This window comes from Phytopseudomonas straminea, assembly GCF_900112645.1.
GTDB classification, from domain to species: domain Bacteria; phylum Pseudomonadota; class Gammaproteobacteria; order Pseudomonadales; family Pseudomonadaceae; genus Aquipseudomonas; species Aquipseudomonas straminea.
The window spans coordinates 1-25,527 of record NZ_FOMO01000016.1 but is presented as its reverse complement, the minus strand read 5'-3'; the positions used below and the strand labels follow the sequence as shown (position 1 = coordinate 25,527).

At 64.6% G+C, this 25,527-nt stretch carries 21 protein-coding genes; 7 read left to right on the top strand and 14 right to left on the bottom strand.

Annotation, left to right across the window (positions count from 1 at the left end; translation table 11 throughout):
- Window positions 1-146: 146 nt before the first annotated feature.
- Window positions 147-3,635 carry a chromosome segregation protein SMC gene (gene smc / locus BM279_RS22795; RefSeq protein WP_093507660.1) on the bottom strand — a complete coding sequence of 1,163 codons (3,489 nt, stop codon included), beginning with the start codon at window positions 3,633-3,635 and terminating at the stop codon, window positions 147-149.
- Between the two features lie 251 nt (window positions 3,636-3,886).
- Between smc and BM279_RS22790 the strand changes: the two genes are divergently transcribed.
- Window positions 3,887-5,116 (top strand): MFS transporter, encoded by a 1,230-nt coding sequence (locus BM279_RS22790; RefSeq protein ID WP_093507658.1) that lies wholly within the window; start codon window positions 3,887-3,889, stop codon window positions 5,114-5,116.
- Window positions 5,117-5,276: 160 nt separating this feature from the next.
- Window positions 5,277-6,584 (top strand): guanine deaminase, encoded by a 1,308-nt coding sequence (gene guaD, locus BM279_RS22785; RefSeq protein WP_093507656.1) that lies wholly within the window; start codon window positions 5,277-5,279, stop codon window positions 6,582-6,584.
- A 133-nt stretch (window positions 6,585-6,717) separates the two neighbouring features.
- Here the strand turns inward: guaD and BM279_RS22780 are convergent, their stop codons facing one another.
- From BM279_RS22780 to moaA, 5 genes are all read right to left on the bottom strand, one after another.
- Window positions 6,718-7,500: an ABC transporter ATP-binding protein gene (locus BM279_RS22780; protein ID WP_093507653.1), complete on the bottom strand. Its 783-nt coding sequence runs from the start codon at window positions 7,498-7,500 to the stop codon at window positions 6,718-6,720.
- Window positions 7,497-8,582 carry a FecCD family ABC transporter permease gene (locus tag BM279_RS22775; protein WP_013791721.1) on the bottom strand — a complete coding sequence of 362 codons (1,086 nt, stop codon included), beginning with the start codon at window positions 8,580-8,582 and terminating at the stop codon, window positions 7,497-7,499. Before BM279_RS22775 ends, BM279_RS22780 begins: the two co-directional genes overlap by 4 nt.
- Complete coding sequence (locus BM279_RS22770; RefSeq protein WP_093507651.1) at window positions 8,575-9,720, bottom strand: ABC transporter substrate-binding protein; 1,146 nt, start codon at window positions 9,718-9,720, stop codon at window positions 8,575-8,577. The genes BM279_RS22775 and BM279_RS22770 overlap by 8 nt, the downstream gene beginning before the upstream one ends.
- 262 nt (window positions 9,721-9,982) lie before the next feature.
- Window positions 9,983-10,432, bottom strand: a complete 450-nt coding sequence (locus tag BM279_RS22765; protein WP_013791723.1) for a PA2169 family four-helix-bundle protein — start codon at window positions 10,430-10,432, stop codon at window positions 9,983-9,985.
- Between the two features lie 253 nt (window positions 10,433-10,685).
- A complete protein-coding gene (moaA, locus tag BM279_RS22760; RefSeq protein ID WP_027910107.1) occupies window positions 10,686-11,681 on the bottom strand; it encodes a GTP 3',8-cyclase MoaA in 996 nt (331 codons plus the stop codon).
- Window positions 11,682-12,056: 375 nt separating this feature from the next.
- On the opposite strand from moaA, the gene BM279_RS22755 reads away from it, so the two are divergent.
- On the top strand, window positions 12,057-12,470 hold the full coding sequence (locus BM279_RS22755; protein ID WP_093507649.1) for a CopD family protein: 414 nt from the start codon (window positions 12,057-12,059) through the stop codon (window positions 12,468-12,470).
- A 44-nt stretch (window positions 12,471-12,514) separates the two neighbouring features.
- Here the strand turns inward: BM279_RS22755 and BM279_RS22750 are convergent, their stop codons facing one another.
- Entirely contained in the window at window positions 12,515-12,973 is a 459-nt protein-coding gene (locus BM279_RS22750) for a DUF2231 domain-containing protein (RefSeq protein ID WP_093507647.1), read from the bottom strand.
- Between the two features lie 81 nt (window positions 12,974-13,054).
- Here BM279_RS22750 and coxB point away from each other — a divergent pair, with 81 nt between their 5' ends.
- Genes coxB through BM279_RS22735 form a run of 3 tightly spaced genes read left to right on the top strand, consistent with a single transcriptional unit; the run spans window position 13,055 to window position 16,901 of the window.
- Window positions 13,055-13,996 carry a cytochrome c oxidase subunit II gene (coxB, locus tag BM279_RS22745; protein ID WP_279626507.1) on the top strand — a complete coding sequence of 314 codons (942 nt, stop codon included), beginning with the start codon at window positions 13,055-13,057 and terminating at the stop codon, window positions 13,994-13,996.
- Complete coding sequence (ctaD, locus tag BM279_RS22740) at window positions 13,993-16,548, top strand: cytochrome c oxidase subunit I (protein WP_244154208.1); 2,556 nt, start codon at window positions 13,993-13,995, stop codon at window positions 16,546-16,548. The genes coxB and ctaD overlap by 4 nt, the downstream gene beginning before the upstream one ends.
- Window positions 16,548-16,901 (top strand): hypothetical protein, encoded by a 354-nt coding sequence (locus BM279_RS22735; protein ID WP_093507643.1) that lies wholly within the window; start codon window positions 16,548-16,550, stop codon window positions 16,899-16,901. The genes ctaD and BM279_RS22735 overlap by 1 nt, the downstream gene beginning before the upstream one ends.
- Window positions 16,902-16,951: 50 nt before the next feature.
- Here BM279_RS22735 and argR read toward each other — a convergent pair whose 3' ends face one another.
- The 6 genes from argR to acs form a co-directional block, all read right to left on the bottom strand.
- On the bottom strand, window positions 16,952-17,932 hold the full coding sequence (gene argR, locus BM279_RS22730; RefSeq protein WP_093507641.1) for a transcriptional regulator ArgR: 981 nt from the start codon (window positions 17,930-17,932) through the stop codon (window positions 16,952-16,954).
- A 53-nt stretch (window positions 17,933-17,985) separates the two neighbouring features.
- Window positions 17,986-18,750: an ABC transporter ATP-binding protein gene (locus tag BM279_RS22725; RefSeq protein ID WP_093507639.1), complete on the bottom strand. Its 765-nt coding sequence runs from the start codon at window positions 18,748-18,750 to the stop codon at window positions 17,986-17,988.
- Window positions 18,751-18,779: 29 nt separating this feature from the next.
- A complete protein-coding gene (locus tag BM279_RS22720) occupies window positions 18,780-19,478 on the bottom strand; it encodes an ABC transporter permease (protein WP_093507637.1) in 699 nt (232 codons plus the stop codon).
- A gap of 10 nt (window positions 19,479-19,488) precedes the next feature.
- Complete coding sequence (locus BM279_RS22715) at window positions 19,489-20,178, bottom strand: ABC transporter permease (protein WP_093507635.1); 690 nt, start codon at window positions 20,176-20,178, stop codon at window positions 19,489-19,491.
- Window positions 20,179-20,325: 147 nt separating this feature from the next.
- Window positions 20,326-21,105, bottom strand: coding sequence for an ABC transporter substrate-binding protein (locus BM279_RS22710; RefSeq protein WP_093507633.1), 780 nt, complete (start codon window positions 21,103-21,105; stop codon window positions 20,326-20,328).
- A 325-nt stretch (window positions 21,106-21,430) separates the two neighbouring features.
- A complete protein-coding gene (acs, locus tag BM279_RS22705; protein ID WP_093507631.1) occupies window positions 21,431-23,392 on the bottom strand; it encodes an acetate--CoA ligase in 1,962 nt (653 codons plus the stop codon).
- Window positions 23,393-23,605: 213 nt separating this feature from the next.
- On the opposite strand from acs, the gene BM279_RS22700 reads away from it, so the two are divergent.
- Window positions 23,606-25,150, top strand: a complete 1,545-nt coding sequence (locus BM279_RS22700) for an EAL domain-containing protein (protein ID WP_093507629.1) — start codon at window positions 23,606-23,608, stop codon at window positions 25,148-25,150.
- A gap of 50 nt (window positions 25,151-25,200) precedes the next feature.
- Here the strand turns inward: BM279_RS22700 and BM279_RS22695 are convergent.
- A partial coding sequence (locus BM279_RS22695) for a TRAP transporter large permease subunit (protein WP_143103634.1) occupies window positions 25,201-25,527 on the bottom strand: 327 nt, incomplete at its 5' end.

The window sequence follows — 25,527 nt, the reverse complement described above, 5'->3', positions numbered from 1 at the left end:
AACTCCATGTTCTGACTGGCGTTTTCCCACGTGCAACAAAAGTGGGCGTTAAGCTAGCACGACGAAAGGCAACTTTACACCGGCAATACGCTGTAAAACCGCCACTGACACCGGTTTTTACGCGACAAAAACCTCGTTTGGCCTTCTCAACTGTCCACCATCGCCAGCGCCTCTTCGACATCCACCGCTACCAGTCGCGAACAACCGGGTTCGTGCATCGTCACGCCCATCAACTGGTCGGCCATTTCCATGGCGATCTTGTTGTGGGTGATGTAGATGAACTGCACGGTTTCCGACATCTCCTTGACCAGCCGCGCGTAACGCCCGACGTTGGCATCGTCCAGCGGAGCGTCCACTTCGTCGAGCATGCAGAACGGTGCCGGATTGAGCTGGAAGATCGAAAAAACCAGCGCCAGCGCCGTCAATGCCTTCTCGCCGCCGGACAGCAAATGGATGGTGCTGTTCTTCTTGCCCGGTGGACGCGCCATGATGGTCACCCCGGTATCGAGTAGATCTTCGCCGGTGAGTTCCAAATATGCGCTGCCACCGCCGAAAACTTTCGGGAAAAGCGCCTGCAGGCCGGCGTTGATCTGGTCGAAGGTTTCCTTGAAACGATTGCGGGTTTCCCGGTCGATCTTGCGGATGACGTTTTCCAGGGTATCCAGTGCTTCGACCAGGTCGGCATTCTGGGCATCCAGGTAGCGCTTGCGCTCGGATTGCTGCTGGTACTCCTCGATGGCCGCCAGGTTGATCGCGCCGAGCCGCTGGATGCGCCCGGCCATCTGTTCCAAGGCCTGTTCCCAGGCCGCCTCGCTGGCGTCCTCGGGCAAGGTGGCGAGCACGCCGTGCAGATCAAAGCCCTCTTCCAGCAACTGGTCCTGCAAGGCCTTGCGGCGCACGTTAAGCGACTGCCATTCCAGGCGCTGCTGCTCCAGCTGGCCACGCAGCATTTGCGATTGCTGTTCGGCCTGGGTGCGGCGCTTCTCGGCATCACGCAGTTCGCGATCGGCATCTTCCAGCGCGAGGCGCGCCAGGCGCAGTTCCTCTTCGACGCCCATGCGCCGCTCCAGCAGCTCCTCGAGTTTCAGGCGCAACTCTTCCAGCGGTGCAGCACCCTCTTCCAGGTTCAGGTCGAGCTGCTCGCGCTTTTCGGTGAGGCGCTCGGATTGCAGCTCGAGGCGTTCCAGGGCCTGGCGGGTGGAGTCGTGCTGGGCGCGCAGCGAGCCCAGGCGCACGGCCAACTGGTGCGCGTGGTCCTTGTGCTGACGGGCCTCCTGGCGTACCCGATCAAGCCGCTCGCGCAAGGCATCGCGGCTGGCCAGCAGGCTTTCGCGCTGCTCGGTATCCAGGGCCATGCTGTCGAGGGCGTCCTGCAGGTACAGGCGCGCCTCACCCAACTGTTCGGTTTCCATGGCCCGCTGCTCGGCCAGCTCCTGCTGCTCGGCCTCGATGCGCCGACGCCGCAGCAACAACTGCTCGGCCTTGGCCTGACCGGCTGACAGCCGCGCCTTCAGCTCGCCCAGGCGGCGCGCCTGATCCTGCAACTGGCGGCGCTGCTGCTCGCGCAATTCTTCTTCCTGACGCTGGCGCTCGCGCAGGGCCTGCAGGCTTTCCTCCAGCAGCGCCAGCGCGGCCTCGCGCTCGTCCCGCTCCAGGCCCAGCGTCTCCAGCTCCTGAGCCCGGGCCAGGACGCCGCTCTGCGCCTCGCTGGCACGCCGCACCCGCAGGAAGTGCCGGCCAACCCAATAGCCATCGCGGCTGACCAGGCTTTCGCCGGATGCCAGCGTGGCGCGTTCGGCCAGGGCCTGATCGAGGTTTTCGACAGGGCGCACACGGCCCAGCCAGGGCGCCAGGTCCACGGGTGACTCGACCTTGTCCAGCAGGCTGCCGGGGATGCGCTGGCTATCGCCGGCCGCCGACACCAGGCGCAATTCGCCCTGCTCAAGGGCGGCGAAATCCAGCCCGCCGAAATCATCCTGCAGCACGGCCTGCAGGTCGGCACCGAGTACGGTTTCCACCGCCAGCTCCCAGCCGGCTTCCACCCGCAGGCCTTCGGCCAGGCGCGGGCGCTGATCGAGGCCGTTGTCGCGCAACCATTGCGCCGTGCCCTTGCCCGGATCCAGCGCGGCCTGCTGCAAGGCTTCCAGAGACGCGAGGCGACCGCTGAGGCGTTGCAGCTCGCCCTGGGCCTGCTGCTGCGCCTGACCGGTGTGTTGCAGTTCGTCACGCAATTGCTGCAGGCGCTCGGCCTGCTCGGCTTCCTGTTCCTGTAACTGCTCCAGGTCCAGCTCGCCAACGGCGATCTCCTCGCCCAGCTCGATGATCGCCGCATCCTCCGGGTCGGCGGCCAGTTGCTGTAACTCATCGCCCAAACGACGCTGGCGTTCGCTGAGGCGCTCCAGGCTCTGCTCCAACTGCTGGATGCGCGACTGCTGCACCTCCGCCTGGCGACGCGGCTCGGCGCTGCGCTGGTTGAAGGCGTCCCACTGCTCCTGCCAGCCGTGCATGCCGGTCTCGGCTTCCTCCAGGGCGGCGGCGGATTCCTCGGCAGCCGCCGCGGTGATTTCCTGCTCCGGTTCGAGCATGGCCAGTTCTTCGCCGAGGGTCGCCAGCAAGGTGCGGTCGTGGCCCAGGTGCGATTCGGTTTCCAGACGCGCGCGCTCGGCTTCGCGCAGGTCGTCCTGCAGCTGGCGCAGGCGTTGCTGGCCATGCTGGATGCTCTGCTCGACCCGGGCGATATCGCCGCCCACCGAATAGAAGCGCCCCTGTACCAGGTTGAAACGCTCGGACAGATCATGGTGGCCATCGCGCAGCCGTTCGATGCTGGCGTCGGCGTTGCGCTGCTCGGCCACCAGCGCCTCGAAGGAAACTTCCTGATTGCCGATCACCGCCTCTCGCTGGCCGACCTGCTCGTTCAGCGTCTGCCAGCGCAGCGCGGTCAGCTGCGCCTTGAGCTGACGCTCCTCGGCCTTGTATTCCTGATACTTCTCGGCCGCCTGGGCCTGACGGTGCAGGCGCTCGAGCTGGCGCTCCAGCTCTTCACGCAGGTCAGTCAGGCGCGCCAGGTTTTCCTGGGTGCGGCGGATACGGCTCTCGGTCTCGCGGCGGCGTTCCTTGTACTTGGAAATGCCCGCCGCCTCTTCGATGAAGTTGCGCAGCTCCTCGGGTTTGGCCTCGATCAGCTTGCTGATCATGCCCTGCTCGATGATCGAGTAACTGCGCGGGCCCAGACCGGTGCCAAGGAAGATGTCGGTGATATCGCGACGACGGCATTTCACGCCGTTGAGGAAATAGGTGTTCTGGCTGTCGCGGGTCACCCGGCGGCGAATGGAGATTTCCGCGAAGGCTGCGTACTCGCCGGTCAGGGTGTTGTCGCTGTTGTCGAAGATCAGCTCGATGCTGGCCTGGGTCACCGGTTTGCGGGTGTTGGAGCCGTTGAAGATGACGTCGGTCATCGACTCGCCGCGCAGGTTCTTCGCCGAGCTCTCGCCCATCACCCAGCGCACGGCATCGATGATGTTGGACTTGCCGCAGCCGTTGGGACCGACCACCGCCGCCATGTTGCTGGGGAAGTTCACCGTGGTGGGGTCGACGAAGGACTTGAAGCCCGCCAGCTTGATGGATTTCAGGCGCACGGGCAGGCGCTCGCCGAGACGGCAACCGGATTGGCAGGGAGGTCAGCGGCGCACAGCGTCATATAGGTCCTTGAGGCGCGATGCTTGGAGAGCGTGAGGCCTGGCCAATGGCCAGAAGGGGCGGGAGTTTAGCACAGCCAAGGCGCCAGCAAGCCCCGCGCATATGTACAGGGAACGCCGCCGCTTCGCTGGCATCCAATCGCCAGGCCAGCGCAATTGCCTGGCGCGTTTTCTTGCCGCCCGAGGTTCCCATGCAGACGTACCCATGCGCAGCGAAGCTGGATCGCCTGAATTTCTTTCTGGCTGATGTACGCGACGGGCTCGGGCCTTATCTCGCCATCTATCTGCTCTCGGTGCACAAGTGGCAGCCCGGCGATATCGGCCTGGTCATGGCCCTCGGTGGGCTGGCCGGCCTGGCGGCGCAGATTCCGGCTGGCGCGCTGGTCGACTGGGCTCGCGACAAGCGCCTGCTGGTTGCGGCCGCCTCTGTACTGGTCACCCTCGCCTGCCTGGTCACCTTGTGGCAGACCCAGTTCGCCTGGGTGGCGGTGAGCCAGATCGCCGCCGGCATGGCGTCTTCGGTGTTCGCCCCAGCGCTGGCTGGTATCACCCTGGGCATCGTCGGGCCGAAGGCGTTTACCCGCCGTATTGCCCGCAACGAATCCTTCAACCACGCCGGTAACGCCACCGCCGCGCTGCTCGCCGGCCTGTTCGCCTACCTGTGGGGGCCGGTGGCGGTGTTCTACCTGATGACCGTCATGGCGGTGCTGAGCCTGCTGTCGGTGCTGAGCATTCCGGCGCGCGCCGTCGATGCCGACATAGCCCGTGGCCGGGACGTCGGCGCGGCCATGACGCCGCTGCGCGAGCTGCTCACCCAGCCACCGCTGGTACTGTTGGCACTATGCTGCGCGTTGTTTCATCTGGCCAACGCCGCCATGCTGCCGCTGGTGGGGCAGAAGCTCGCGCTGGCCAATCCGGAGCTGGCGACCACACTGATCTCGGCCTGTATCGTCGCCGCCCAGCTGGTAATGATTCCGGCGGCCATGCTGGTCGGCGCCCGCGCCGATCGCTGGGGGCGCAAGCCGCTGCTGCTGGTCGGTTTTCTGATTCTGCCGATTCGCGGCGTACTCTATACGCTGAGCGACGATCCGGTCTGGCTGGTATCCGTGCAATTGCTCGACGGCATCGGCGCCGGCCTGTTCGGCGCGCTGATCCCGCTGATGGTGCGCGACCTGACCCACGGCAGCGGCCACTTCAACGTCAGCCTGGCCAGCGTCAGCCTGATCTTCGGCATTGGCGCGGCGTTGAGCAACGGCCTGGCCGGTTATGTCGCCGAGGCCAATGGCTACGACAGTGCGTTTCTGGTGCTGGCAGCGGTGGCCGGCTGCGCGGTTCTTCTGCTGTTGGGCATGCCGGAAACCCTGAAGGCCGACGCGACGACGGCCGAGCCCGACGGCGCGGCGCCTCGCCCCACCACCTGACCATCAGGTCAACATTCGTCGCAGGCGTAGTTGTCGACGCCACGCTTGTCGCGCAGAATCCCGGCTCACAGCGGCAAGCGCCCATTATCAGGGCGCTCGCCCAGTGGGCATCGCCATCCGCGAAGCCCGCCCTGCTCCATCGGAATTGAATCGAGGCCCCATGTCCAACGTCCCCCACGCCTACCGCGGCGCCATCCTGCACAGCCTGGCCGACCCGGCCGAAGTCGGTATCGAGGCGTCCTACGCCTATTTCGAGGACGGCATTCTGCTGGTCGAAGACGGCAAGGTGCGCGACGTGGGCCCGGCTATCGAGCTGCTGCCGCGCCTGGCGGGCGTCGCCCTGACCCACTACGACAACGCGCTGATTACCCCAGGGTTCATCGACACCCATATCCATTTCCCGCAGACCGGCATGATCGGCGCCTACGGCGAGCAATTGCTCGACTGGCTGAATACCTACACCTTTCCGACCGAGATGCGTTTTGCCGACCAGGCCCACGCCCGTGAAGTGGCCGAGGTGTTCGTCAATGAGCTGCTGCGTAACGGCACCACCACGGCGTTGGTGTTCGGCAGCGTGCACAAACAGTCGGTGGACGCCTTCTTCGAGGTGGCCAGCGCACTGGACCTGCGCATGATCGCCGGCAAGGTGCTGATGGACCGTAACGCCCCCGAGGCGCTGACCGATACAGTGGAATCCGGCTACGCCGACAGCCGTGAACTGATCGAGCGCTGGCACGGCAAGGGCCGCCTGCACTATGCGGTGACGCCGCGTTTCGCGCCGACCAGCACGCCGGAGCAACTGGCCATGGCCGGGCGCCTGCTGGGCGAATACCCGGACCTGTACCTGCACACGCACCTGTCGGAAAACCGCCAGGAGGTCGAGTGGGTCAAGGGGCTGTTCCCGGACAATGGCGGCTACCTGGACGTCTACGACAAGCACCAGCTCACCGGCCCGCGCTCGGTGTTCGCCCACGCCGTGCACCTGTGCGACGCCGAATGCCGGCGCCTGGCCGAGACCGGGTCGGCGGTGGCCTTCTGCCCGACCTCCAACCTGTTTCTCGGCAGCGGCCTGTTCGACCTCAAGCGCATGGAGCAGTACAAGGTACGCGTCGGCCTGGGCACCGACATCGGCGCCGGCACCAGCTTCTCGCAACTGCGCTCGCTCAGTGAGGCCTACAAGATCATGCAGCTGCAGGGCCAGAAGCTCGATCCGTTCAAGTCGCTGTACCTGGCGACCCTGGGCAGCGCCCGGGCGCTGTATCTGGACGAGCGCATCGGCAACTTCGAGGCGGGCAAGGACGCGGACTTCGTGGTACTCGACTACCAGGCCACGCCGCTGATCGACTATCGCCTCAAGCAGAGCAGCAACCTGGCCGAGCGGCTGTTCGCGCTGATTACTCTGGGAGATGATCGGGTGATCCGGGAGACCTTTGCGGCGGGGAACAGCGTGCATCGGCGCGATGGCTGAATGGACGGCGCGAGTGGACACATCATGTGGGAGCGGGCCATGCCCGCGAAGCGTTCGCGGGCATGGCCCGCTCCCACAGGTGTTAGTCGGCTACATCTGTAGCTCGGATTGAGCGCAGCGATACCCTGGAGCTTTAGGCGCCGATCACCGACACAGGATAGATCGCGGTATAGGCGCCCTCGTCCACGCTCAGGGTCCGGCAATCGACGCCATACACGGCGGCCAGATGCTCGGGGGTAAGCATCTCGTCGGTGGTGCCGCAGCCGTGCACACGGCCTTGGCTGATCATCAGCGCGTCGTCGGCGTAGCGGCTGGCCAGGTTCATGTCGTGGAAGATCGCCAGGGTGACGATCTTTTCGCGACGCGTGTAGGCGGTGACCGCCTCGAGCATGTGCAGCTGATTGGCCAGATCCAGCGCCGAGGTTGGCTCGTCGAGCAGCAGCAGGCGTGGGCTGCGCACCAGCGCCAGAGCAAGGGAAATCATCTGCCGTTCGCCGCCGGACAGCTGTCCCGGCTGTTTTTCGGCGAAGCGCTGCAGGCCCAGCAGCTCGAGCACTTCGCTGGCGCGGTGCTGGCTGTCGCGCTGGGTCGACCAGCCGCGCGCGCCGCCGTGCTGCGCCAGCAACAGCAGCTCGTAGGTCGACAAACGCACGTCGAGGTGCGCCATGTCCTGGGCCACGTAGCCGATCAGCCGCGCCCGCAGCGCCGGCTCCAGGCCAAGCAATTGGGTGCCGTCGATGGTCGCCGAGCCTTCGGCGCGCAGCAGGCCGCACAGCCCCTTCATGAAGGTCGACTTGCCCGCGCCATTGGCGCCGAGCAAAGCTAGGGTGCGGCCCGCTTCGGCGCGCACGGCGAAGTCGCGGATGATCGGCCGACCGTTGATGGAAACGCTGTAATTCTGGCTGACGAAACTCATCGGGAAGTCAGCCTCCGGTCGCGCAGGATCAAGACGATGAAGAACGGCAGGCCGATCAGCGAAGTGACCATGCCGATGGGCAGCACGGCGCCCGGCACGATCAGCTTGCTGGCCAGCGACGCCAGGGTGACGAAGATGACCCCGCAGGCCAGGGTCACGCCGATGGTGAAACGCTGATCCTCGCCGACCAGCAGGCGCGCCACGTGAGGCGCCACCAGGCCGACGAAACCGATGATGCCGACCACCGAGGTGACCGCACCAGCAAGCAGCGCTGCCAGAACGAGCATGGTCGTGCGCACGCGCTTGACGCGAATGCCGAACACCACCGCCTGGTCGCCGAAGCTGCGCAGCGCGGTGAGCGCCCAGGCCTGCATCAATACCAGCGGCACTGCCACCAGGGCGATGGCCGTGCACAGGGCGACCTTGGTCCAGGTCACGTGGAGCAGCGAGCCCATCAGCCAGAACACGATGCTCTGCAGCTGATCGACGCTGGACACGTACTGCACCAGGCCGAGCAGCGAACTGAACACGAAGTGCACGGCGATCCCCAGCAGGGTGATGGCCTGAAGGCCGATCTGCCCGCGGGTCAGCAAGAGGATCACGCCGACGGTGAGCAGCGAAAACAGAAACGCGTTGGCGGTGACCAGCATCTCCGCGCCGAAGCCCGGCAGCCACTGGGCCAGGGACAGGTTGAAGGTCAGCGCCAGGGCCGCGCCGAAGCCCGCTGCCGAGGAAATACCGAGGGTGAAGGGCTCGGCCAGCGGGTTGTCGAGCACCGTCTGCATGATCAGCCCGGCCAGCGCCAGGCAGGTGCCGGCCAGCACTGCCATCAGGGTCATGGGCATGCGCAGCTCCCAGAGGATTACCCGCGTCGAGTCATCCACCTGGTCGGGCGTGAACAGGCCCTGAACGGCATCGGCGAAACTCAGGGTGCCGGAGCCCACCACCAGATCGGCGATGAACGCCAGCAGCGCCACTACCAGCAGGCCGACCAGCAGCAGGCTGCGCTGCCAGACCGCGCGAGCGTAGCGCTGCTGATAGTCGCCGGCGCCAGGCGCAGCGCCCACGGCCGACTCACTCACCGTGCGGCGCCTGGCTGAACAGGATGGCCGGCACGGTGCCCAGCCCGGTCATGCCCAGCAAGGTATGGGTGCTGGCGGCAGGGTCGAGCCCGGCGGCGGCCTGCGGGTAAAACGCCTGGGCCAGGTACTCGACCGCCAGGATGTTCCAGGCGCTGGCGTAGAAGTGGTGATACACACCGTACACACGGTTCTGCCGGGTCGCCTGCAACTGCGCCATGCCCGGACGCTTGAGCAATTGCGCCATGGCCTTGTCGATGGCCGGCTGCTGTACGGTCGGGCCGAAGCCGAACGGCGGCGAGATCGAGGTGCTGTCCTTGAACTGGGTGCCGCTCATCACGTAAACGTCCGGCTTCTTGCTGATCACCGTCTCCAGGGTCACGTCACCGGTAACGCCCGGCAGGATCTGGCTGCCGAGGTTGTCGCCGCCAGCGGCCTGCACCAGCTTGCCCCAGTACACCTCGCCGTGGGTGAAGCAGCAGGCGCTGGAGCCGCCCTGCCCGGCCTTGGCCTCGACGAACACCAGCGGGCGTTTGCCCTGCTCGGCCACCAGCTTGTCGACCTTGGCCAGGCGCGCCTTGTAGAAGTCCAGGTATTCGGTGGCTCGCGCTTCGCGGTTCAGCACCTTGCCGAGCAACTCGATGCTCTTCTGGCTGTGGGGCACAGGGTCCAGGTCGGTGTCGACATAGATCGCCGGGATCTTCAGGGCCGCCAGCTTGCGCTCGACACCGGCACCTTCCAACGACTTGCGCGCGCGCAGCTGGAACACCAGCAGATCGGGCTTGCCGGCCACCACCGCTTCCAGGTTCATGTCGCCGTCGTCACCGAACTGCATGTCGGTGGCCTTGTTGGCGCTCTTCGGCCACTGCTTCTCGAACAGCGCCCAGGTGTTGGGATCCGAGCGCTTGATGATGTTGTTCCACACCGAAATGCGCGCGAACGGGTCTTCACGGTCGAGCAGCGCCAGGCTGAAAAGATCGCGGCCGTCCTGCAGGACGATGCGCTTGGGTTCGTGCTCGATGGTCACCTGGCGGCCCGCCAGGTCGGTGACGGTGAGCGGATAATCGGTGGCGTGCGCGGCGGCGCTGCACACCAGGCACACGAGGGCCGTGAGACGTAAAACGAACGCAGGGATAGTCATGGAGGGAACAAACCTTTTACTGCGGAGTAGAACGGAGACGGAGAGTCGCGGAAAAAAGCGAAACACAGGGTAACAAAGCTGTGGTGCAACGTCATTAAGAACCATTATCGATGCAAGGTTCTGCCGCTGATGATCGTTTTCTTCGATGAGTCGGATAAGGCCTGCGCACGTCGCCCCTTGCAGGCTGTGGTTCAAGTGAGAGCCCAGATACCGGACATAAAAAAGGATGCCCGCAGGCATCCTTTTTCGTTGGCAACGCTGATCAGCTGGCGCGCGCGGAGTCGCGCAGTGCCTTGACCTGGTCGTGGTTGCGCTGCACGCCCTGCATCTGCTTCTCGAGCACCACACGCACGTTGGCCGGCAGGTCTTTCTGCAGCGCATCGCGGTAGGCCTTCAGGGCTACGTCTTCGCCACGCTCGCACTCGTTGAGGATGGCCTCTTCGCTCTTGCCGGTCAGCAGCGACTTGAGGTCCACCCAGCCGCGGTGCAGCGCGCCGGAAACGCTGGAGCTGGTTTCCGGGTCGCCGCCCAGGCCGCGTACCAGTTGCTGCAGCTCGGCGGCGGCGCTTGCGCAGTCCTGCGAACGTTGGGTGAAGAAGCTCTTGAGACGCGGCTCTTTCACGTCCTCGGCACACTCGCTGAAGCCTTTCTCGCCATCTTTGCTGGTTTCGATCAGGTCATTCAGTACCGAAATAACGTCTTTGTTATCCACTTTGAATCTCCTCGTCGCTTCAGAAAAAAGCCCGTGTGGGCCGCTCCCTTAAGTGGAGTGAGCCCCTGTTGCGGAGGTTCAGGGCAATTTCTGACGACTCGGTCAGGCACCGATCAGCGGACAATGGGCAAAGGCCCGCGCCGTCTAGGCGCGAACCGCTCGTCTGGATGGAGAAAACAGCTAGCAAGCGAAGCGGCTTAGAGCCTGTTTTTAACGCCGCAGTGCCGACGCGCAGCAGACTTTGAACAGGCTCTTAGCCGCCGGTCATGCTCATGAAGCGAATCACCTGCACCTGCTCGTCGGTTTCGAAGTGATGGCGCTCGGGCTTGAGCTGCAGCGCGCCTACCAGGGCCTCGCGCAAGCGCTCGCTGTCGCCCGGATGAGCGCGCATCAGGCTGCGCAGATCCAGCGCGTTGTCATGGCCCAGGCAGAGCACCAGCTTGCCTTCGGCGGTGACGCGTACGCGGTTGCAATCGCCGCAGAAGTTGTTGCTGTGCGGCGAGATGAACCCCACGCGGGTGTCGCTGCCGCTGACCTGCCAGTAACGCGATGGCCCGCCGGTGACGTGGCTGCTGCGCACCAGCGCGTGGCGCTGTTCGATGCGCTCGCGTACCACGTCGCTGGAGCAGAAGGTCTGTTCGCGCTGATGGCTGACCACGCTGCCCAGGGGCATCTCTTCGATGAAGCTGATGTCCAGGCCGCGGGCCATGGCGTACTCGACCAAGCCCAGCACTTCGTCGTCGTTGCGCCCGGTCTGCACCACGCTGTTGAGCTTGATGCGCTTGAAGCCTGCCGCTGCTGCCGCATCGATGCCGGCCAGCACCTGATCGAGCATGTCGCGACGGGTGAAGGCGGCGAAGCGCTCACGCTGCAACGAATCGAGGCTGACGTTCAGGCGTGTCACGCCCGCGGCGCGCAGGTCGTTGGCCATGTGCGAAAGCTGCGAGCCGTTGGTGGTGATCGACAGATCCTCGAGCTCGGGGCGCTCGCCCAGACGGCGCAGCAGGCTGAGCAGGTTCTTGCGCACCAGCGGCTCACCGCCGGTGATGCGGATGCGCTTGACGCCCAGGCCGATGAACGCGTCGGCGACGTTGTACAGCTCTTCCAGGCTGAGGATCTGCGAGCGCGGCGCGAACACCATGTCTTCGCTCATGCAGTAGGTGCAGCGGAAGTCGCAGCGATCGGTCACCGAGAGTCGCAGGTAGGTAATGCGTCGGCCGAAGGGGTCGACCAACTGCGTCGTGTGCATCTATCCGATCTCCCGGCCTCGCGGCCAGCTGGAAGTGGCTGTCGCAGTGCGACAGTGAACAGCCCGATTGGCTGCGGAATGTGGCGCCAAGTTTACCACGCCGCCGTGGCGCCGCGCCGGTCACGGGGTCACACCCTGTCGGCTCGGACAACAAAGCCCACACATTCAGTGACACACCCGGGCTTACCTTCAGGCTCATGCGAACGCCCTCTCACCGCCAATCACCCGGCCGCCAGACCAGCAATGACGGGGCCTTCAGCACATTGACAGGCATCGCAATCACGGCCCTGCTCGCCCGGCGGAAAGGTCGAACCGGCTTTCTCGGGGCAGGGTCACACGGGCAGACCTCAGGATGACTGGCAATGGAGGGCGCCGATGCCACTGCTGAAACTGCTGCATTTCACCGCGCTGATCGCCTGGTGCGGCACCCTGCTCTATCTGCCTGCGCTGATCGCCGCGAGTTGCCGCACGGCCTACAGCGTGGAGCGCCCCGGCCACCCGGGACTCAACCGCACCATTTTCACCCTGGTCGCCACGCCGGCCGCACTGCTCGCCATTGGCAGCGGCACCGCGCTGTTCCTGCGCGATGGCACCTTCGGCATCTGGCTGGTAGCCAAGCTCACCGCCGTAGCGGTGATGGTCATCTGTCACGCGCTGTGCGGCTTGCTGATCCTGCAATGCGAACGCCAGCCTCGCCCTGCCCTGACCATCGCCTGCGCGGCATTGGGCAGCCTCACCTTCGCGATGATGGCCGCCACCCTGTGGCTGGTGCTCGCCAAACCTTTCTGACCAGGAGCTACCCACCCATGAATGCAGGCGGGCCCCAGCCGGATCTACTCGACGTCGACACCCACGGCATGCTCATACACCAGGCGCCCGCCCAGGTAGGCAGCGATGGCGATCAGCCCGGCGGTGATCAGCGACAGGTAGAACGCCCAGATCTCGAAGCCTTCCTCGCCGTGGCGGAAGCGCAGCATCCAGTTCAGCGAAGCCAGGGACAGCATCATCACGGCGATGATGGCATGGCACCAGGCGCTGATCTTCTGGCGGATGCGCTTGACGGTCAGCAGATCGATCAGCCCGGCGATGCTGGCGATCCAGCCGCCGATCGCGCCGACTCCGGCCAGCCACAAACTGGCGCGTACCCAAAACGGATCGGTGGTCCAGAAGTAGGCGAAATCGGTGGCCACCAGGCCCAGCAACGCAGCCACCGGGAAGTGGATCATCATCGGGTGCAGCGGGTGCCCGGCGATGGCGGCGCGACTGATGATCGATTCTTGTTGCTCAGCCATGGCGGCCTCCCTGTCGATTCTAGAAAAGGCCGAGCGTGGCCGACCCTAATCAAGTTGACCGCACTCGCCTCAGCAGTTCCGATTATCTCGGCCTGCAGTGGTGACCAATCAATTCTGGCCCCGGCCGGCCCGGTAGCGCGCGATATCGCCCTGCTGTGGTGGGCGATGTGCGGCTTTTTCAGCCTGGTGCTGGTGGTGGTCAGCGCCCTGTGGATCTATGCCGTCTGGCGCAAGCCGCGCGAATATTCGGTCGATGAAGCTCGGCGCATTCAGCGGCGCTGGCTGATCGGCGGTGGCATCCTGCTGCCGTCGATCACCATCGTCCTGCTGCTGGCCTTCGGCATTCCGGTGGGCCAGCGCATGATGCAGCTGCCGCTTCTCGGTGAACCACCGCTGCAGATCGAGGTGATCGGCCATCAGTGGTGGTGGGAGGTGCGCTACCCGGACAGCGGCGTGGTGACCGCCAACCAGCTGCACCTGCCGGCCGGGCGGCCGGTCGACATCACGGTCAGCAGCGCCGACGTGATCCACTCGTTCTGGGTGCCGCGCCTGGGCGGCAAGATCGACATGATTCCCGGCCGCGAGAACCGCATCCGCCTGCAAGCCGACAAGCCCGGCACTTTTCGCGGCCAATGCACGGAGTTCTGCGGCACCCAGCACAGCCATATGGTGCTCGACGTGCAGGCACACAGCGAAGAGAGCTTCGCGGCGTGGCTCGATGCACGCCGCGAGCCGCAGGTAGAGGCCATACAAGGCCCGGCCGCCGACACCTTTCTCGCCCAGTGCGGCATGTGCCACCGGGTGGCCGGCGTCAGTGCCGGCAACCGCGGCCCGGACCTCACCGATCTGGCCAGCCGCCGTCATCTCGGCGCCGGCCTGCTGCCCAACGAGCCCGGCGCCACGCTGACCTGGCTAGGCGAGCACGGCCGCCTGAAACCGAGTACCGGCATGCCGCTGACCGACGACCTCGATGACGAGCACCTGCAGGCCATCGCCACCTGGCTGGAGGGCCTCGAACCATGAGCGCAAGTCACGAGAAGCAGCGCGATAGCCGCGAAACACAGTGCCGCGAAACGGCCGATGCCGATGCCCTGCACGATCAGTTCAACGAGGTATGGGGCAACCCGCGCGGCTGGCGGGCGCTGACCATCGTCAACCACACCACCCTGGGCCTGCGTTTCATGGTCACGGGCCTCGGCTTCTTCATCTTCGGCCTGTTGCTGGCGATGTTGATCCGTACCCAACTGGCGCTGCCGGGCAACGCCTTCATGGGCCCGGAGATGTACAACCAGGTGTTCACCATGCACGGCACGGTGATGATGTTCCTGTTCGCCGTGCCGATGATGGAAGGCCTGGCGGTGTACCTGCTGCCCAAGATGCTCGGTGCTCGGGACCTGGTGTTCCCGCGCCTGTCGGCGCTGGGCTACTGGTGCTACCTGTTCGGCGGGCTGATCATCTGCTCCAGCCTGCTGTTCGGCGTGGCGCCCAATGCCGGCTGGTTCATGTACACGCCGCTGTCCAGCGCTGCACACTCGCCGGGCATCAACGCCGACTTTTGGCTGCTGGGCATCACCTTCGTGGAGATTTCCGCGGTGTCGGCCGGGGTCGAGCTGGTGGTATCGATCCTGCGCACCCGCGCCGAGGGAATGGCGCTGAACAGGATGCCGATCTATGCCTGGTACATCCTGACCATGGCGATGATGATCGTCATCGGCTTTCCGCCGCTGATCCTGGGCAGCATCCTGCTGGAACTGGAACGCGCCGCCGGCCTGCCGTTCTTCGAAGTGGCGCGTGGCGGCGACCCACTGCTGTGGCAGCACCTGTTCTGGCTGTTCGGCCACCCCGAGGTGTACATCATCTTCCTGCCTGCGGCCGGCATCGTCTCCACCCTGTTGCCGGTGTTCTGCGGCCGCCCACTGGTGGGCTACCGCGCCGTGGTACTGGGCGTGCTGAGCACCGGTTTCATCAGCTTCGGCCTTTGGGTGCACCACATGTTCACCGTGGGCATTCCGCAACTGGCCCAGGCGTTCTTCTCGGTGGCAAGCATGCTGGTGGCGATTCCCACGGCGATTCAGGTGTTCTCGTGGATCGCCACGCTGTGGCTCGGCAAACCGCGCTACAACGTGCCGATGCTGTGGCTGGTGGGTTTTCTGATCATCTTCGTATGCGGCGGGCTGACCGGGGTGATGCTGGCACTGGTGCCGTTCGACTGGCAGGTGCACGACACCCACTTCGTGGTCGCCCATTTCCACTACGTGCTGATCGGCGGCATGCTGTTCCCGCTGATCGCCGGCCTGTACTACTGGCTGCCGCACTTCTCCGGTCGCATGGCCTCCGAGCGTCTGGGCAAGTGGGGATTCTGGCTGGTGTTCATCGGCTTCAATATGACTTTCCTGATCATGCACTGGACCGGCCTTCTGGGCATGCCACGCCGGGTGTACACCTACGAGAGCGGCCTGGGCTGGGACATGCCCAACCTGATCTCGTCGATCGGCAGCTTCATCATGGTGATCGGCATCGCCACCCTGCTGCTCGACTTGGTGCTGCACTATCGCTATGGCAAACCCGCGGGCAACAACCCCTGGCAGGCCGACACTCTGGAATGGGCCACCGCCCTGCCACCCAACCCGTACAACTTCGTCAGCCTGGCCAAGGTCACCGACCGTCACCCGCTGTGGCGCGCCCCAGATCTAGGCGAAAGCATGGCCCGTGGCGAACATGCGCTGACGGTGATCGACCACGGCCGCCGCGAGACCTGGGGCGTCGACCCGCTGACCGGCAAGGTGCGGGAGATCATTCACCTGCCCGGCAACAGCTGGCTGCCGTTCATTGCCGCCTGTTTTATCGCGGTGCTGTGCCTGAGCCTGCTGACCAAGACCTACCTGCTGGCACTGGTCGCGTGCTTCGCCGCCATTGTGGTGCTGCTGCGCTGGAGCTGGGAAAACGGCGCCCACCCCAAGGCCGCGCCGGATGCCCGCACCCAGCCCGGCGAGCCGCCGCTGCATTCGCGTACCTGCGATGGGCCGGGCCTCTGGGGCATGGGCGTGACGCTGCTGTCCAACGGCGCGTTGTACCTGTCGCTGCTGTTCGGCTGGTTCTACCTTTGGACGGTGGCGCCGAACTGGCTGGTGCCGGATGCTCCCGTGCTCAACCACTGGCTGCTACTGGCCGCCGCCCTGCTGCTGAGCCTGGCCACGCCGTGGCACCGGCGGGTGTTGGCACGACTGCGCCAGGGTGATGCCCGCGGCTTGTTCACTTGCCAGGTCGGCCTGGCCGTGGTCGGCCTGATTCAGAGCGCTCTGCTGCTGGTCGCCTTGCTCAGCGAATCACTGGAGCCGACCGTGCGCGCCCATGATGCAGTGATCTTCGTGATGCTCGCCTACAGCCTCGGCCATGCCCTGCTCGCCAGCATCCTCAGTATGCTGCAGGCATTGCGTATACGCATCGGCTACGTCAGCGGCGAGTCGCCCTACGAGCCGCTGGTGGTCGCCCAGCTGTGGGGCTACAACCTCGGCGTGCTGTGGGTCAGCTACTTCGCCATCGCCCTGTTCCCACCTGCTTTCGGAGGCGCCTGATGCAAAGCCTGCGTTCGCTTTACAACCCGATCCATATGGCCAGCGGGCTGAGCATCTGGAGCCTGTGGTTCGTGGCCCTGTATGGCGGCCAGGGCGTCGGCTGCTCGGTGGCGCCGCCGCCAATTGAGGACGGCCCGTGGACCTGGCTGAACCTGGCCCTGGGCACGCTTTCGCTCTGTACGGCTGCCGTGCTGCTGGGCCTGGCGCGCCTGTTCCAGCTTGCTGCCAGGCGGCCACACTGCAGCGAACGCGAACGCTTCGTCGCCAGCGTCTCCGCTGCCGGCCACCTGATCGCGGCCATCGCCGTAATGTTTATCGCTCTGCCGGTCCTGGTACTGCCGCCCTGCGCCTGACGGCGCGAGATTAAAGCCGCATCCAGCGAGGTGACGGTCAGGGCGACCGATTACCCGCGCTCGGCAGGCGCCGAGGTCAGTTCAAAGGGGTTGTTGCTGCGCCGCTGATTACGGTCTTCGCGCGGCGTGGCGCCGAAGAAGTTGCGGTAGGCGCTGGAGAAATGCGGCCCCGAGGAAAAACCGCAGGACAGGCCGATCTGGATAATCGATTTGCTGGTCTGCATCAGCAGTTGGCGGGCCTTGTTAAGGCGCAGCTCCAGATAGTACTGGCTGGGCACGCGGTTCAGGTATTGCTTGAAGATGCGTTCCAGCTGGCGACGCGACACGCACACGTGCTGGGCGATCTCGTCGGTGGTCAGCGGCTCCTCGATGTTGGCCTCCATCAGCAGCACCGCCTGGGTCAGCTTGGGGTGGCTGGAGCCAAGACGATTCTGCAGCGGAATGCGCTGGCGCTCGCCACCTTCACGGATGCGCTCGACCACCAATTCTTCTGACACCGCCCCAGCCAGCTCGGCGCCGTGGTCACGGGCCAACAGGGCCAGCAGCATGTCCATCACCGCCATGCCGCCACAGGCGGTGAGGCGGTCACGGTCCCAGTCGAACAGGTGGCTGGTGGCGATCACCTTGGGGAAACGCTCGGCGAAGTCGTCCTGCCAGCGCCAGTGCACGGATGCCCGATAACCATCGAGCAGCCCCAGTTGCGCCAGCGGGTAGACGCCCGCCGCCACCGCGCCTAGGCAGCAACCATTGCGCGCCACCTGCTTGAGTGCGGTGGCCAGCGCCGGCGCCACGGTAGTCGGCGGCTCGTCGGCAAGCAGGAACAGCTTGCGGTAGCCTTCCAGGCCTGCCGTCCAGGAACTGCCCGGCAGGCGCCAGGCGCCTTCGGCGGGCTCCTCTGCCTGCAGGAACGACACCTCGTAGACCACCTCCGGATGGACGCGCTGGGCGACGCTCAGGGCCTCTTCCGCCAGCGCCAGGGTCAGGGGCTTGGTGGAGGGCCAAAGCAGGAAGCCGATTCGGGGGGCAGTCATGATGGGCAGGTTGGGCTCTGAACGCAGTGATAGGTCGGGGATGATAACGCCAACTACTTGAGGCTGCCGCTGAGGAACTGTTGCAGCCGTTGAGACTGCGGATTGGCCAGCACCTCGCGCGGATCGCCACGCTCCTCCACCAGGCCCTGATGCAGGAACAGCAGCTGATTGGACACTTCGCGGGCAAAGCCCATCTCGTGGGTGACCACCACCATGGTACGCCCTTCATCGGCCAGATCGCGCATTACCTTGAGCACGTCGCCGACCAGTTCGGGGTCCAGCGCCGAGGTCGGCTCGTCGAACAGCATCACCTCCGGCTCCATGGCCAGTGCCCGGGCGATCGCCACGCGCTGCTGCTCGCCGCCACTCATATGGGCGGGGTAAGCGGTCTTGCGATGGGCCACGCCGACCTTCTGCAAATAGTGCTCGGCCTTGTCGCGAGCCTCGGCCTTGCCCATGCCCAACACGTGCACCGGCGCCTCCATGACGTTTTCCAGCACGTTCATGTGCGACCACAGGTTGAAGTGCTGAAACACCATGGACAGCCGCGAGCGCAGGCGCTGCAGCTGCTTGTCGTCGGCGGCGCGCAGGGCGCCGTCCTTGCCGGGCACCAGCTTGAGCGCCTCGCCATTGAGCAGGATCTGCCCGGCGTGGGGCTGCTCGAGCAGGTTGATGCAGCGCAGGAAGGTGCTCTTGCCCGAACCACTGGAGCCGATGATGCTGATCACGTCACCGGCCTTGGCCGCCAGCGACACACCCTTGAGCACCTCGTGGCTGCCATAGCGCTTGTGCAGGTCCGTCACTTCGAGCTTGTACATGCTTTTCACTCTTTCAGAAGTCCGAGGGTTCAGGAACGCCGCGGCGCCAGGTAGGCCAGCCAGCGACGCTCGGCCAGCTTGAACAGGCGCACCAGGATGAAGGTCAGGCACAGATAGAACAGGCCAGCGGTGATGAACGCCTCGAACGGCAGGTAGTACTGGGAGCTGACGGTGCGCGCCGCGCCGGTGATGTCGATCAGGGTGACGATCGACGCTAGGCTGGTGGTGTGCAGCATCATGATCACTTCGTTGCTGTATTGCGGCAGTGCGCGGCGCAACGCCGACGGCAGGAGGATGCGGCGGTACAACTTGGCCCGCGACATGCCCATGGCCTTGGCCGCCTCGATCTCGCCATGAGGCGTGGCTTTCAGGCTGCCGGCAAGAATCTCGGCGCTGTAGGCGCTGGTATTGATGGCGAACGCCACGCAGGCGCAGAAGGTGGCGTTGGACAGGTACGGCCACAGCACGCTCTCGCGCACCGCCTCGAACTGGGCCAGGCCGTAATAGACCAGAAACAGCTGCACCAGCATCGGCGTGCCACGAATCACGTAGGTATACAACCAGGCTGGCCCGTTGACCCATGGCGAACGCGAGGTGCGCATCAGCGCCAGCGGAATGGCCAGCAACAGGCCGAAGAACAGCGCAATGGCCAGCAGCTTGAGGGTCACCAGCACGCCGCCGAAATACAGCGGCAGGCTGTCCCAGATGACGGTGTAATCGAAAATCATCGTGCGGCCCTCACAGTTCGGCAGCCTTGGTGCCGACCGAGTAGCGTTTTTCCAGATAACGCAGGGCCAGCAGCGAGACGCTGGTGATCAGCAGGTACAGACCGGCCACCGCCAGGTAGAAGGTGAAGGGCTCGCGAGTGGCGTCGGCGGCACTCTTGGCCTTGAACATCATGTCCTGCAGGCCGACCACCGAAATCAGCGCGGTGGCCTTGGTGAGCACCAGCCAGTTATTGGTGAAGCCCGGAATGGCGAAGCGGATCATCTGCGGCATCAGAATGCGCATGAACACCTGAAAGCCGCTCATGCCGTACGCTGCGCCCGCCTCCGCCTGGCCCTTGGGGATGGCCATGAAGGCACCACGAAAGGTCTCGGACAGATAGGCCCCGAAGATGAAGCCCATGGTGAACACGCCGGCGATGAAGGGGTTGATGTCGATGTAGTCGTCATAGCCGAGCATCGGCGCGACCCGGTTCACCATGTCCTGGCCGCCGTAGAAGATCAGCAGGATCAGTACCAGGTCGGGAATGCCGCGGATCACCGTCGAATAGGTTTCCCCCAGCACCGCCAGCCAGCGCACCGGCGACAGCCGAAACGCCGCGCCGATCAGGCCGAGCACGATCGCCACCGCCATCGAGGTCAAGGCCAGAATCAGGGTGAGCCAGGCGCCCTCGATAATGGACGAGCCGTAGCCGTTGAGCATCCGCTTACCTCATGCGTGCGCCCGCAGGCGCCGGAAATGCAACGCACAAGTGGCACAGGCCGAAAATCGGCGTGCGCCACCTCCAGCAAGAAATCACGATCGCTGGAGCCTGCTTGAACAACACAGGCCCGCTTCAGCAGTCGTGTCTTACTTGCCGTAGACGTCGAAGCTGAAGTACTTGTCCTGAATGGCCTTGTACTTGCCGTTGGCGCGGATCGCCAGGATCGCGGCGCTGATCTTGTCAGCCAGCGCCTTGTCGCCCTTGCGCACGGCGATGCCCTGGCCTTCGCCGAAGTACTTCTCTTCGGTGAAGTCCGGGCCCACGAAGGCGAAGCCTTTGCCGGCGTCGGCTTTCAGGAAGCCGTCTTCGATATTCACCGAGTCGGCGATGGTGCCGTCCAGGCGGCCGGCGCTAAGGTCCAGGAACACTTCGTTCTGCGAGCTGTAGCGCACGATCTCGGCACCGGCCGGCGCGAAGACGTCGGTGGCGTAGCGGTCATAAACGGAGGAGCGTTGTACGCCGATCTTCTTGCCCTTGAGGTCGGTGGCCACGTCGTTCATCACCGCGCCGCTCTTCATCGCCAGCTTGGCAGGCGTGGCGTAGTACTTGCCGGTGAAGTCCACGGCACGCTTGCGCTCTTCGGTGATCGACATCGACGACAGCACGGCGTCGAACTTGCGTACTTTCAGGGCTGGGATCAGGCCGTCGAACTCCTGCTCGATCCACTTGCACTCGACCTTCATTTCTTCACACAGGGCCACGCCGATGTCGTAGTCGAAGCCGGTGATGTTGCCGTCCGGAGTTTTGTAGGCGAACGGCGGGTAAGCCGCTTCGATACCGATGCGCAGCGCCTTGGCTTCCTGGGCCATGGTCAGCGGCGACAGCAGGGATAGTGCCAGCGCGCCGAGCAGTGCGATCTTTTTCATGGGGGAAACTCCTGACTGGGATGGGGTTTCACTGGCCGCAGGGCGGGTAAGCCGGGCCATGGAGAAATGACGTCGCCAGCGTAATGCAAGGCTGCGGGCGGCGCACGGAAGTGCGGCATTCTAGCGATAGCGCGGCAGGCGATATTTCCAAGATGCGACAACTAATTACAGAACCCAGAGACCGGCCGCCTACGCATCTTGACAGAACAAAAAACAGACAATCCTGACCGGCCAGTTCACTTACTGGTTCAATCCGAGGGGCAGAAAAGCAGACGCCCCACTCGGACAAGCCGACGTGGGGCGCTGGGGTGTAGCGCAACTCAGATTAGGCGCAGGCGCTCTGCATCGACTTGTGGGTATCGATCAGGTGCTGCACCACGCCCGGGTCGGCCAGGGTGGAAATGTCACCCAAGCTGTCGTACTCGGAGGTGGCGATCTTGCGCAGGATACGGCGCATGATCTTGCCCGAGCGGGTCTTCGGCAGGCCCGGCGCCCACTGGATCACGTCCGGCGTGGCGATCGGGCCGATCTCCTTGCGTACCCAGGCCTTGAGCTCCTGACGCAATTGCTCGGACGGCTCCTGGCCCTGGTTCAGAGTCACGTAGACGTAGATGCCCTGCCCCTTGATATCGTGCGGCACGCCCACTACCGCCGCCTCGGCGACTTTCGGGTGGGCGACCATGGCGCTCTCCACCTCGGCGGTACCCATGCGGTGGCCAGAGACGTTAAGCACGTCATCGACACGGCCGGTGATCCACCAGTAGCCATCTTCGTCGCGGCGCGCGCCGTCACCGGTGAAGTACATGCCCTTGAAGGTCTTGAAATAGGTGTCGACGAAGCGGTCATGGTCGCCGTACAGGCTGCGCGACTGGCCCGGCCAGGAATCGAGGATCACCAGGTTGCCTTCGGTGGCGCCCTCGAGAATGTTACCCAGGTTATCGACCAGCGCCGGCACCACGCCGAAGAACGGACGGGTCGCCGAGCCCGGCTTGAGCGCCGTGGCCCCCGGCAGCGGGCTGATCAGGATGCCGCCGGTTTCGGTCTGCCACCAGGTGTCGACGATCGGGCAGCGCTCCTTGCCGACGTTGCGGTAGTACCAGTCCCAGGCTTCCGGGTTGATCGGCTCACCGACCGAGCCGAGCAGACGCAGGCTGGAGCCGTCGGCGCCGGCCACGGCCGCTTCGCCCTGGGCCATCATGGCGCGGATCGCAGTCGGTGCGGTGTAGAGGATATTGACCTTGTGCTTGTCGATGACCTTCGACACGCGGGTCACGTCCGGGTAATTGGGGATACCTTCGAACAGCAGCGTGGTCGCGCCGTTGGCTAGCGGGCCGTAGACAATGTAGCTGTGGCCGGTGACCCAGCCCACGTCGGCGGTGCACCAGTAGACATCGCCCGGCTTGTAGTCGAACACCCGCTCATGGGTCAACGCGGCGTACAGCAGGTAGCCGCCAGTGGTGTGCAGCACGCCTTTCGGTTTGCCGGTGGAGCCGGAGGTGTAGAGGATGAACAGCGCTTCCTCGGCGCCCATTTCCTTCGGCGCGCAGACGCTGCCGGCCACCTTCATCAGGTCCTCGAACCAGATGTCGCGGTGCTGGTTCCACTTGATCTCGGAGCCGGTGCGCTGCACCACGATGACCTTCTGGATGCTGCGCGTCTCGGGGTTGGTCAGGGCGTCGTCGACGTTGGCCTTGAGCGGAATCTTCTTGCCGCCGCGCAGGCCTTCGTCCGCGGTGATCACCACCTTGGACTGGCAATCGATGATGCGCCCGGCCAGGGCTTCCGGCGAGAAGCCGCCGAATACCACGGAGTGGATGGCGCCGATGCGCGCGCAGGCCAGCATGGCGACCACGGCTTCGGGAATCATCGGCATGTAGATGGTCACCACGTCGCCGCGATGCACGTCCTGGCCACGCAGGGCGTTGGCGAACTTGCACACCTGCTCGTGCAGCTGGCGGTAGGTGATTTCCTTGTGCTCGGACGGATCGTCGCCTTCCCAGATGATCGCGACCTGGTCGCCGCGCTCTGCCAGGTGGCGATCCAGGCAGTTGTAGGACACATTGAGCGTGCCGTCGGCGAACCACTTGATGTCGACGTGGTGATCGTCGAAGGAGGTCTGTTTGACCTTGGTAAAGGGTTTGATCCAGTCGAGGCGCTGCGCCTGTTCGCGCCAGAAGCCATCCGGGTTGATCACGGACTGCTGGTACATGGCTTTGTAGGTGGCTTCGTCGGTCAGCGAATTGGCCGCCACCTCGGGGCGCACGGGATAAAGGGACGCAGCACTCATTGAATCACCTCGGTTATTGATGTTGTTCTTCTATATCTACCTTTGTAACCATCGCGCCCGCCGCCAACCATTCGACCATGGTCTTAACGGCAGCCAGGCCACAAGCACGCTAGGCGAAATTGCACACGGCGACAATTGCGAGAAGCAGCGAGCATTCTTGTTGTACGACTTCCGCTAGACTCTGCAAAGCCACTCTGGATTCTTCTACCTCCCATGCCCCTCTCCACCCTGCGCAAGCGCGGACGTACGCTGCGCCTGAGCACCTCGCTGGCGGTCGCGGCACTGCCTTTGCTGCTTGGTATTCCCCTGATGTATTGGCAGGCTGCCACGCTGTTGCAGAACCGTGCCGAAAAGAGCGCTACCGATACCCGCACGCAACTTGAGCACATGCTCGACGATGCCGCTAGAGTTGCCGACGTAGTGCTGCCGATTGCCGGGCAACCCTGCGAGAACGTAGTCCAGACACTCCGCAGCCAGATGACCATCAGCCCCTTTTCGCGCTCGGTCAATCTGGTCACCGACGGCCTGATCTACTGCACCTCACTGCTCGGCGCCTATGAAAAAACCGAGGACATCGCCAGCTACGCCAAGGGGCAGCTCAGGCTGATGGCCGGCAACGTGGTCACTCCGGATCGCGCCGTGCTGGTCTATCGCCAGACCGACGACCAGCATGGCGTGCTGATCGGAATCGACGGCCAGCACCTGATCAACCTGCTGCAGATCAATGGCCAAGAGGTTTCCTTGCAGATCGCCGTGGGTCAGAACTGGATTTCCGCTGACGGCCATGTGACTAACGCGCCAACCCCGGCAACCAGCGACTACAGCACCGAGGTCGCTTCCTCGCGCTACCCGTTCAAGGTGACTGCTGGCTATCCGCCGGGCGTTACCCTGCACTACATGCAGGCGCACTATCAGCCGCAGTGGCTGCTGTTCCTCATTCTCGGCGTACTGGCAGGCATCGGCACCTATCGCCTCAGCCTGCGCGCCAGCTCGCCTGGCACTGCGCTCAAGCGTGCTCTGGAGGCGGACCAATTCATCCCCTATTACCAGCCGGTGATAGACGCCGAAACCGGCATCTGGGACGGGGTCGAAACCCTGATGCGCTGGCAGCATCCAGGCGAAGGCCTGGTGCCGCCGAATCAATTCATCCCCCTGGCCGAGCGTTTGGGCCTGATCGTACCAATGACCCGCGCGCTGATGCGCCATATCCGCGAGGACTTCGCGGGTCGCGCTGAGCAGTTGCCGAAGGGGTTTCATGTCGGCATCAACATCACCGCAGCGCACTGCCAGGACCTGCAGCTGGCCGAGGAATGCCGCGAGTTTCTGGCGGCCTTCGGGCCGGGGCAAATCACCCTGGTGCTCGAGCTGACCGAACGGCAGATGATCCCACCCACCGCGATCACTGCGCAGCTGTTCACCGAGCTGCGCGAACTGGGCGTGCGCATCGCCATCGACGATTTCGGCACTGGCCATTCGAGCCTGGCCTATCTGCGAGAATTTCGCATCGACATTCTGAAGATCGACCGCAGCTTCATTTCCATGGTCGACTCACACTCGCTGTCCCGCCATCTGCTGGACAACATCCTCGACCTGGCCACTCGCCTGCAGCTGGACCTGGTCGCTGAAGGCGTGGAAAACCCCGAGCAGGTCCAGTACCTGAGACAACGCGGCGTGCGCTTTCTGCAGGGTTTCCACTTCGCCCGACCAATGCCCGCCGCGCCGCTGTTCGATACGCTACGCACGCCGCCGACGGTGTAGAACCAGGAAGCCCGGCTCTAGGCCGGGCTTCGTCTAGCGTCTGGCGACTATCAGTTCATGCCCAGCCAGTTCGGCAGCGCCAGGGAAATGAACGGCACGTACGTCACCAGGATCAGGAACGCCAGCATCACCAGCAGCCACGGCGATACGGCGCGGACCGTGCGGGTCAGCGGCATGCCGGTAACTGCCGAGGTGACGAACAGGTTGAGCCCGGTCGGCGGTGTGATCAGGCCGATTTCCATGTTCACCACCATGATGATACCCAGGTGGATCGGATCGATGCCCAGCTGCATGGCGATCGGGAACAGGATCGGCGCCAGGATCAGGATGATCGCCGACGGCTCCATGAAGGTGCCGGCGATCAGCAGCACGATGTT

Excerpts from the sequence above, each read along its gene's own strand:
- BM279_RS22770 (WP_093507651.1), bottom strand. The coding sequence starts at position 9,720 with ATGACTATCCCTGCGTTCGTTTTACGTCTCACGGCCCTCGTGTGCCTG.
- BM279_RS22700 (WP_093507629.1), top strand. The coding sequence starts at position 23,606 with ATGCCCCTCTCCACCCTGCGCAAGCGCGGACGTACGCTGCGCCTGAGC.
- guaD (WP_093507656.1), top strand. The coding sequence starts at position 5,277 with ATGTCCAACGTCCCCCACGCCTACCGCGGCGCCATCCTGCACAGCCTG.
- BM279_RS22720 (WP_093507637.1), bottom strand. The coding sequence starts at position 19,478 with ATGATTTTCGATTACACCGTCATCTGGGACAGCCTGCCGCTGTATTTC.
- moaA (WP_027910107.1), bottom strand. The coding sequence starts at position 11,681 with ATGCACACGACGCAGTTGGTCGACCCCTTCGGCCGACGCATTACCTAC.
- BM279_RS22725 (WP_093507639.1), bottom strand. The coding sequence starts at position 18,750 with ATGTACAAGCTCGAAGTGACGGACCTGCACAAGCGCTATGGCAGCCAC.
- BM279_RS22755 (WP_093507649.1), top strand. The coding sequence starts at position 12,057 with ATGCCACTGCTGAAACTGCTGCATTTCACCGCGCTGATCGCCTGGTGC.
- BM279_RS22710 (WP_093507633.1), bottom strand. The coding sequence starts at position 21,105 with ATGAAAAAGATCGCACTGCTCGGCGCGCTGGCACTATCCCTGCTGTCG.
- BM279_RS22715 (WP_093507635.1), bottom strand. The coding sequence starts at position 20,178 with ATGCTCAACGGCTACGGCTCGTCCATTATCGAGGGCGCCTGGCTCACC.
- BM279_RS22750 (WP_093507647.1), bottom strand. The coding sequence starts at position 12,973 with ATGGCTGAGCAACAAGAATCGATCATCAGTCGCGCCGCCATCGCCGGG.
- acs (WP_093507631.1), bottom strand. The coding sequence starts at position 23,392 with ATGAGTGCTGCGTCCCTTTATCCCGTGCGCCCCGAGGTGGCGGCCAAT.
- BM279_RS22735 (WP_093507643.1), top strand. The coding sequence starts at position 16,548 with ATGCAAAGCCTGCGTTCGCTTTACAACCCGATCCATATGGCCAGCGGG.
- BM279_RS22780 (WP_093507653.1), bottom strand. The coding sequence starts at position 7,500 with ATGAGTTTCGTCAGCCAGAATTACAGCGTTTCCATCAACGGTCGGCCG.
- BM279_RS22790 (WP_093507658.1), top strand. The coding sequence starts at position 3,887 with ATGCAGACGTACCCATGCGCAGCGAAGCTGGATCGCCTGAATTTCTTT.
- ctaD (WP_244154208.1), top strand. The coding sequence starts at position 13,993 with ATGAGCGCAAGTCACGAGAAGCAGCGCGATAGCCGCGAAACACAGTGC.
- argR (WP_093507641.1), bottom strand. The coding sequence starts at position 17,932 with ATGACTGCCCCCCGAATCGGCTTCCTGCTTTGGCCCTCCACCAAGCCC.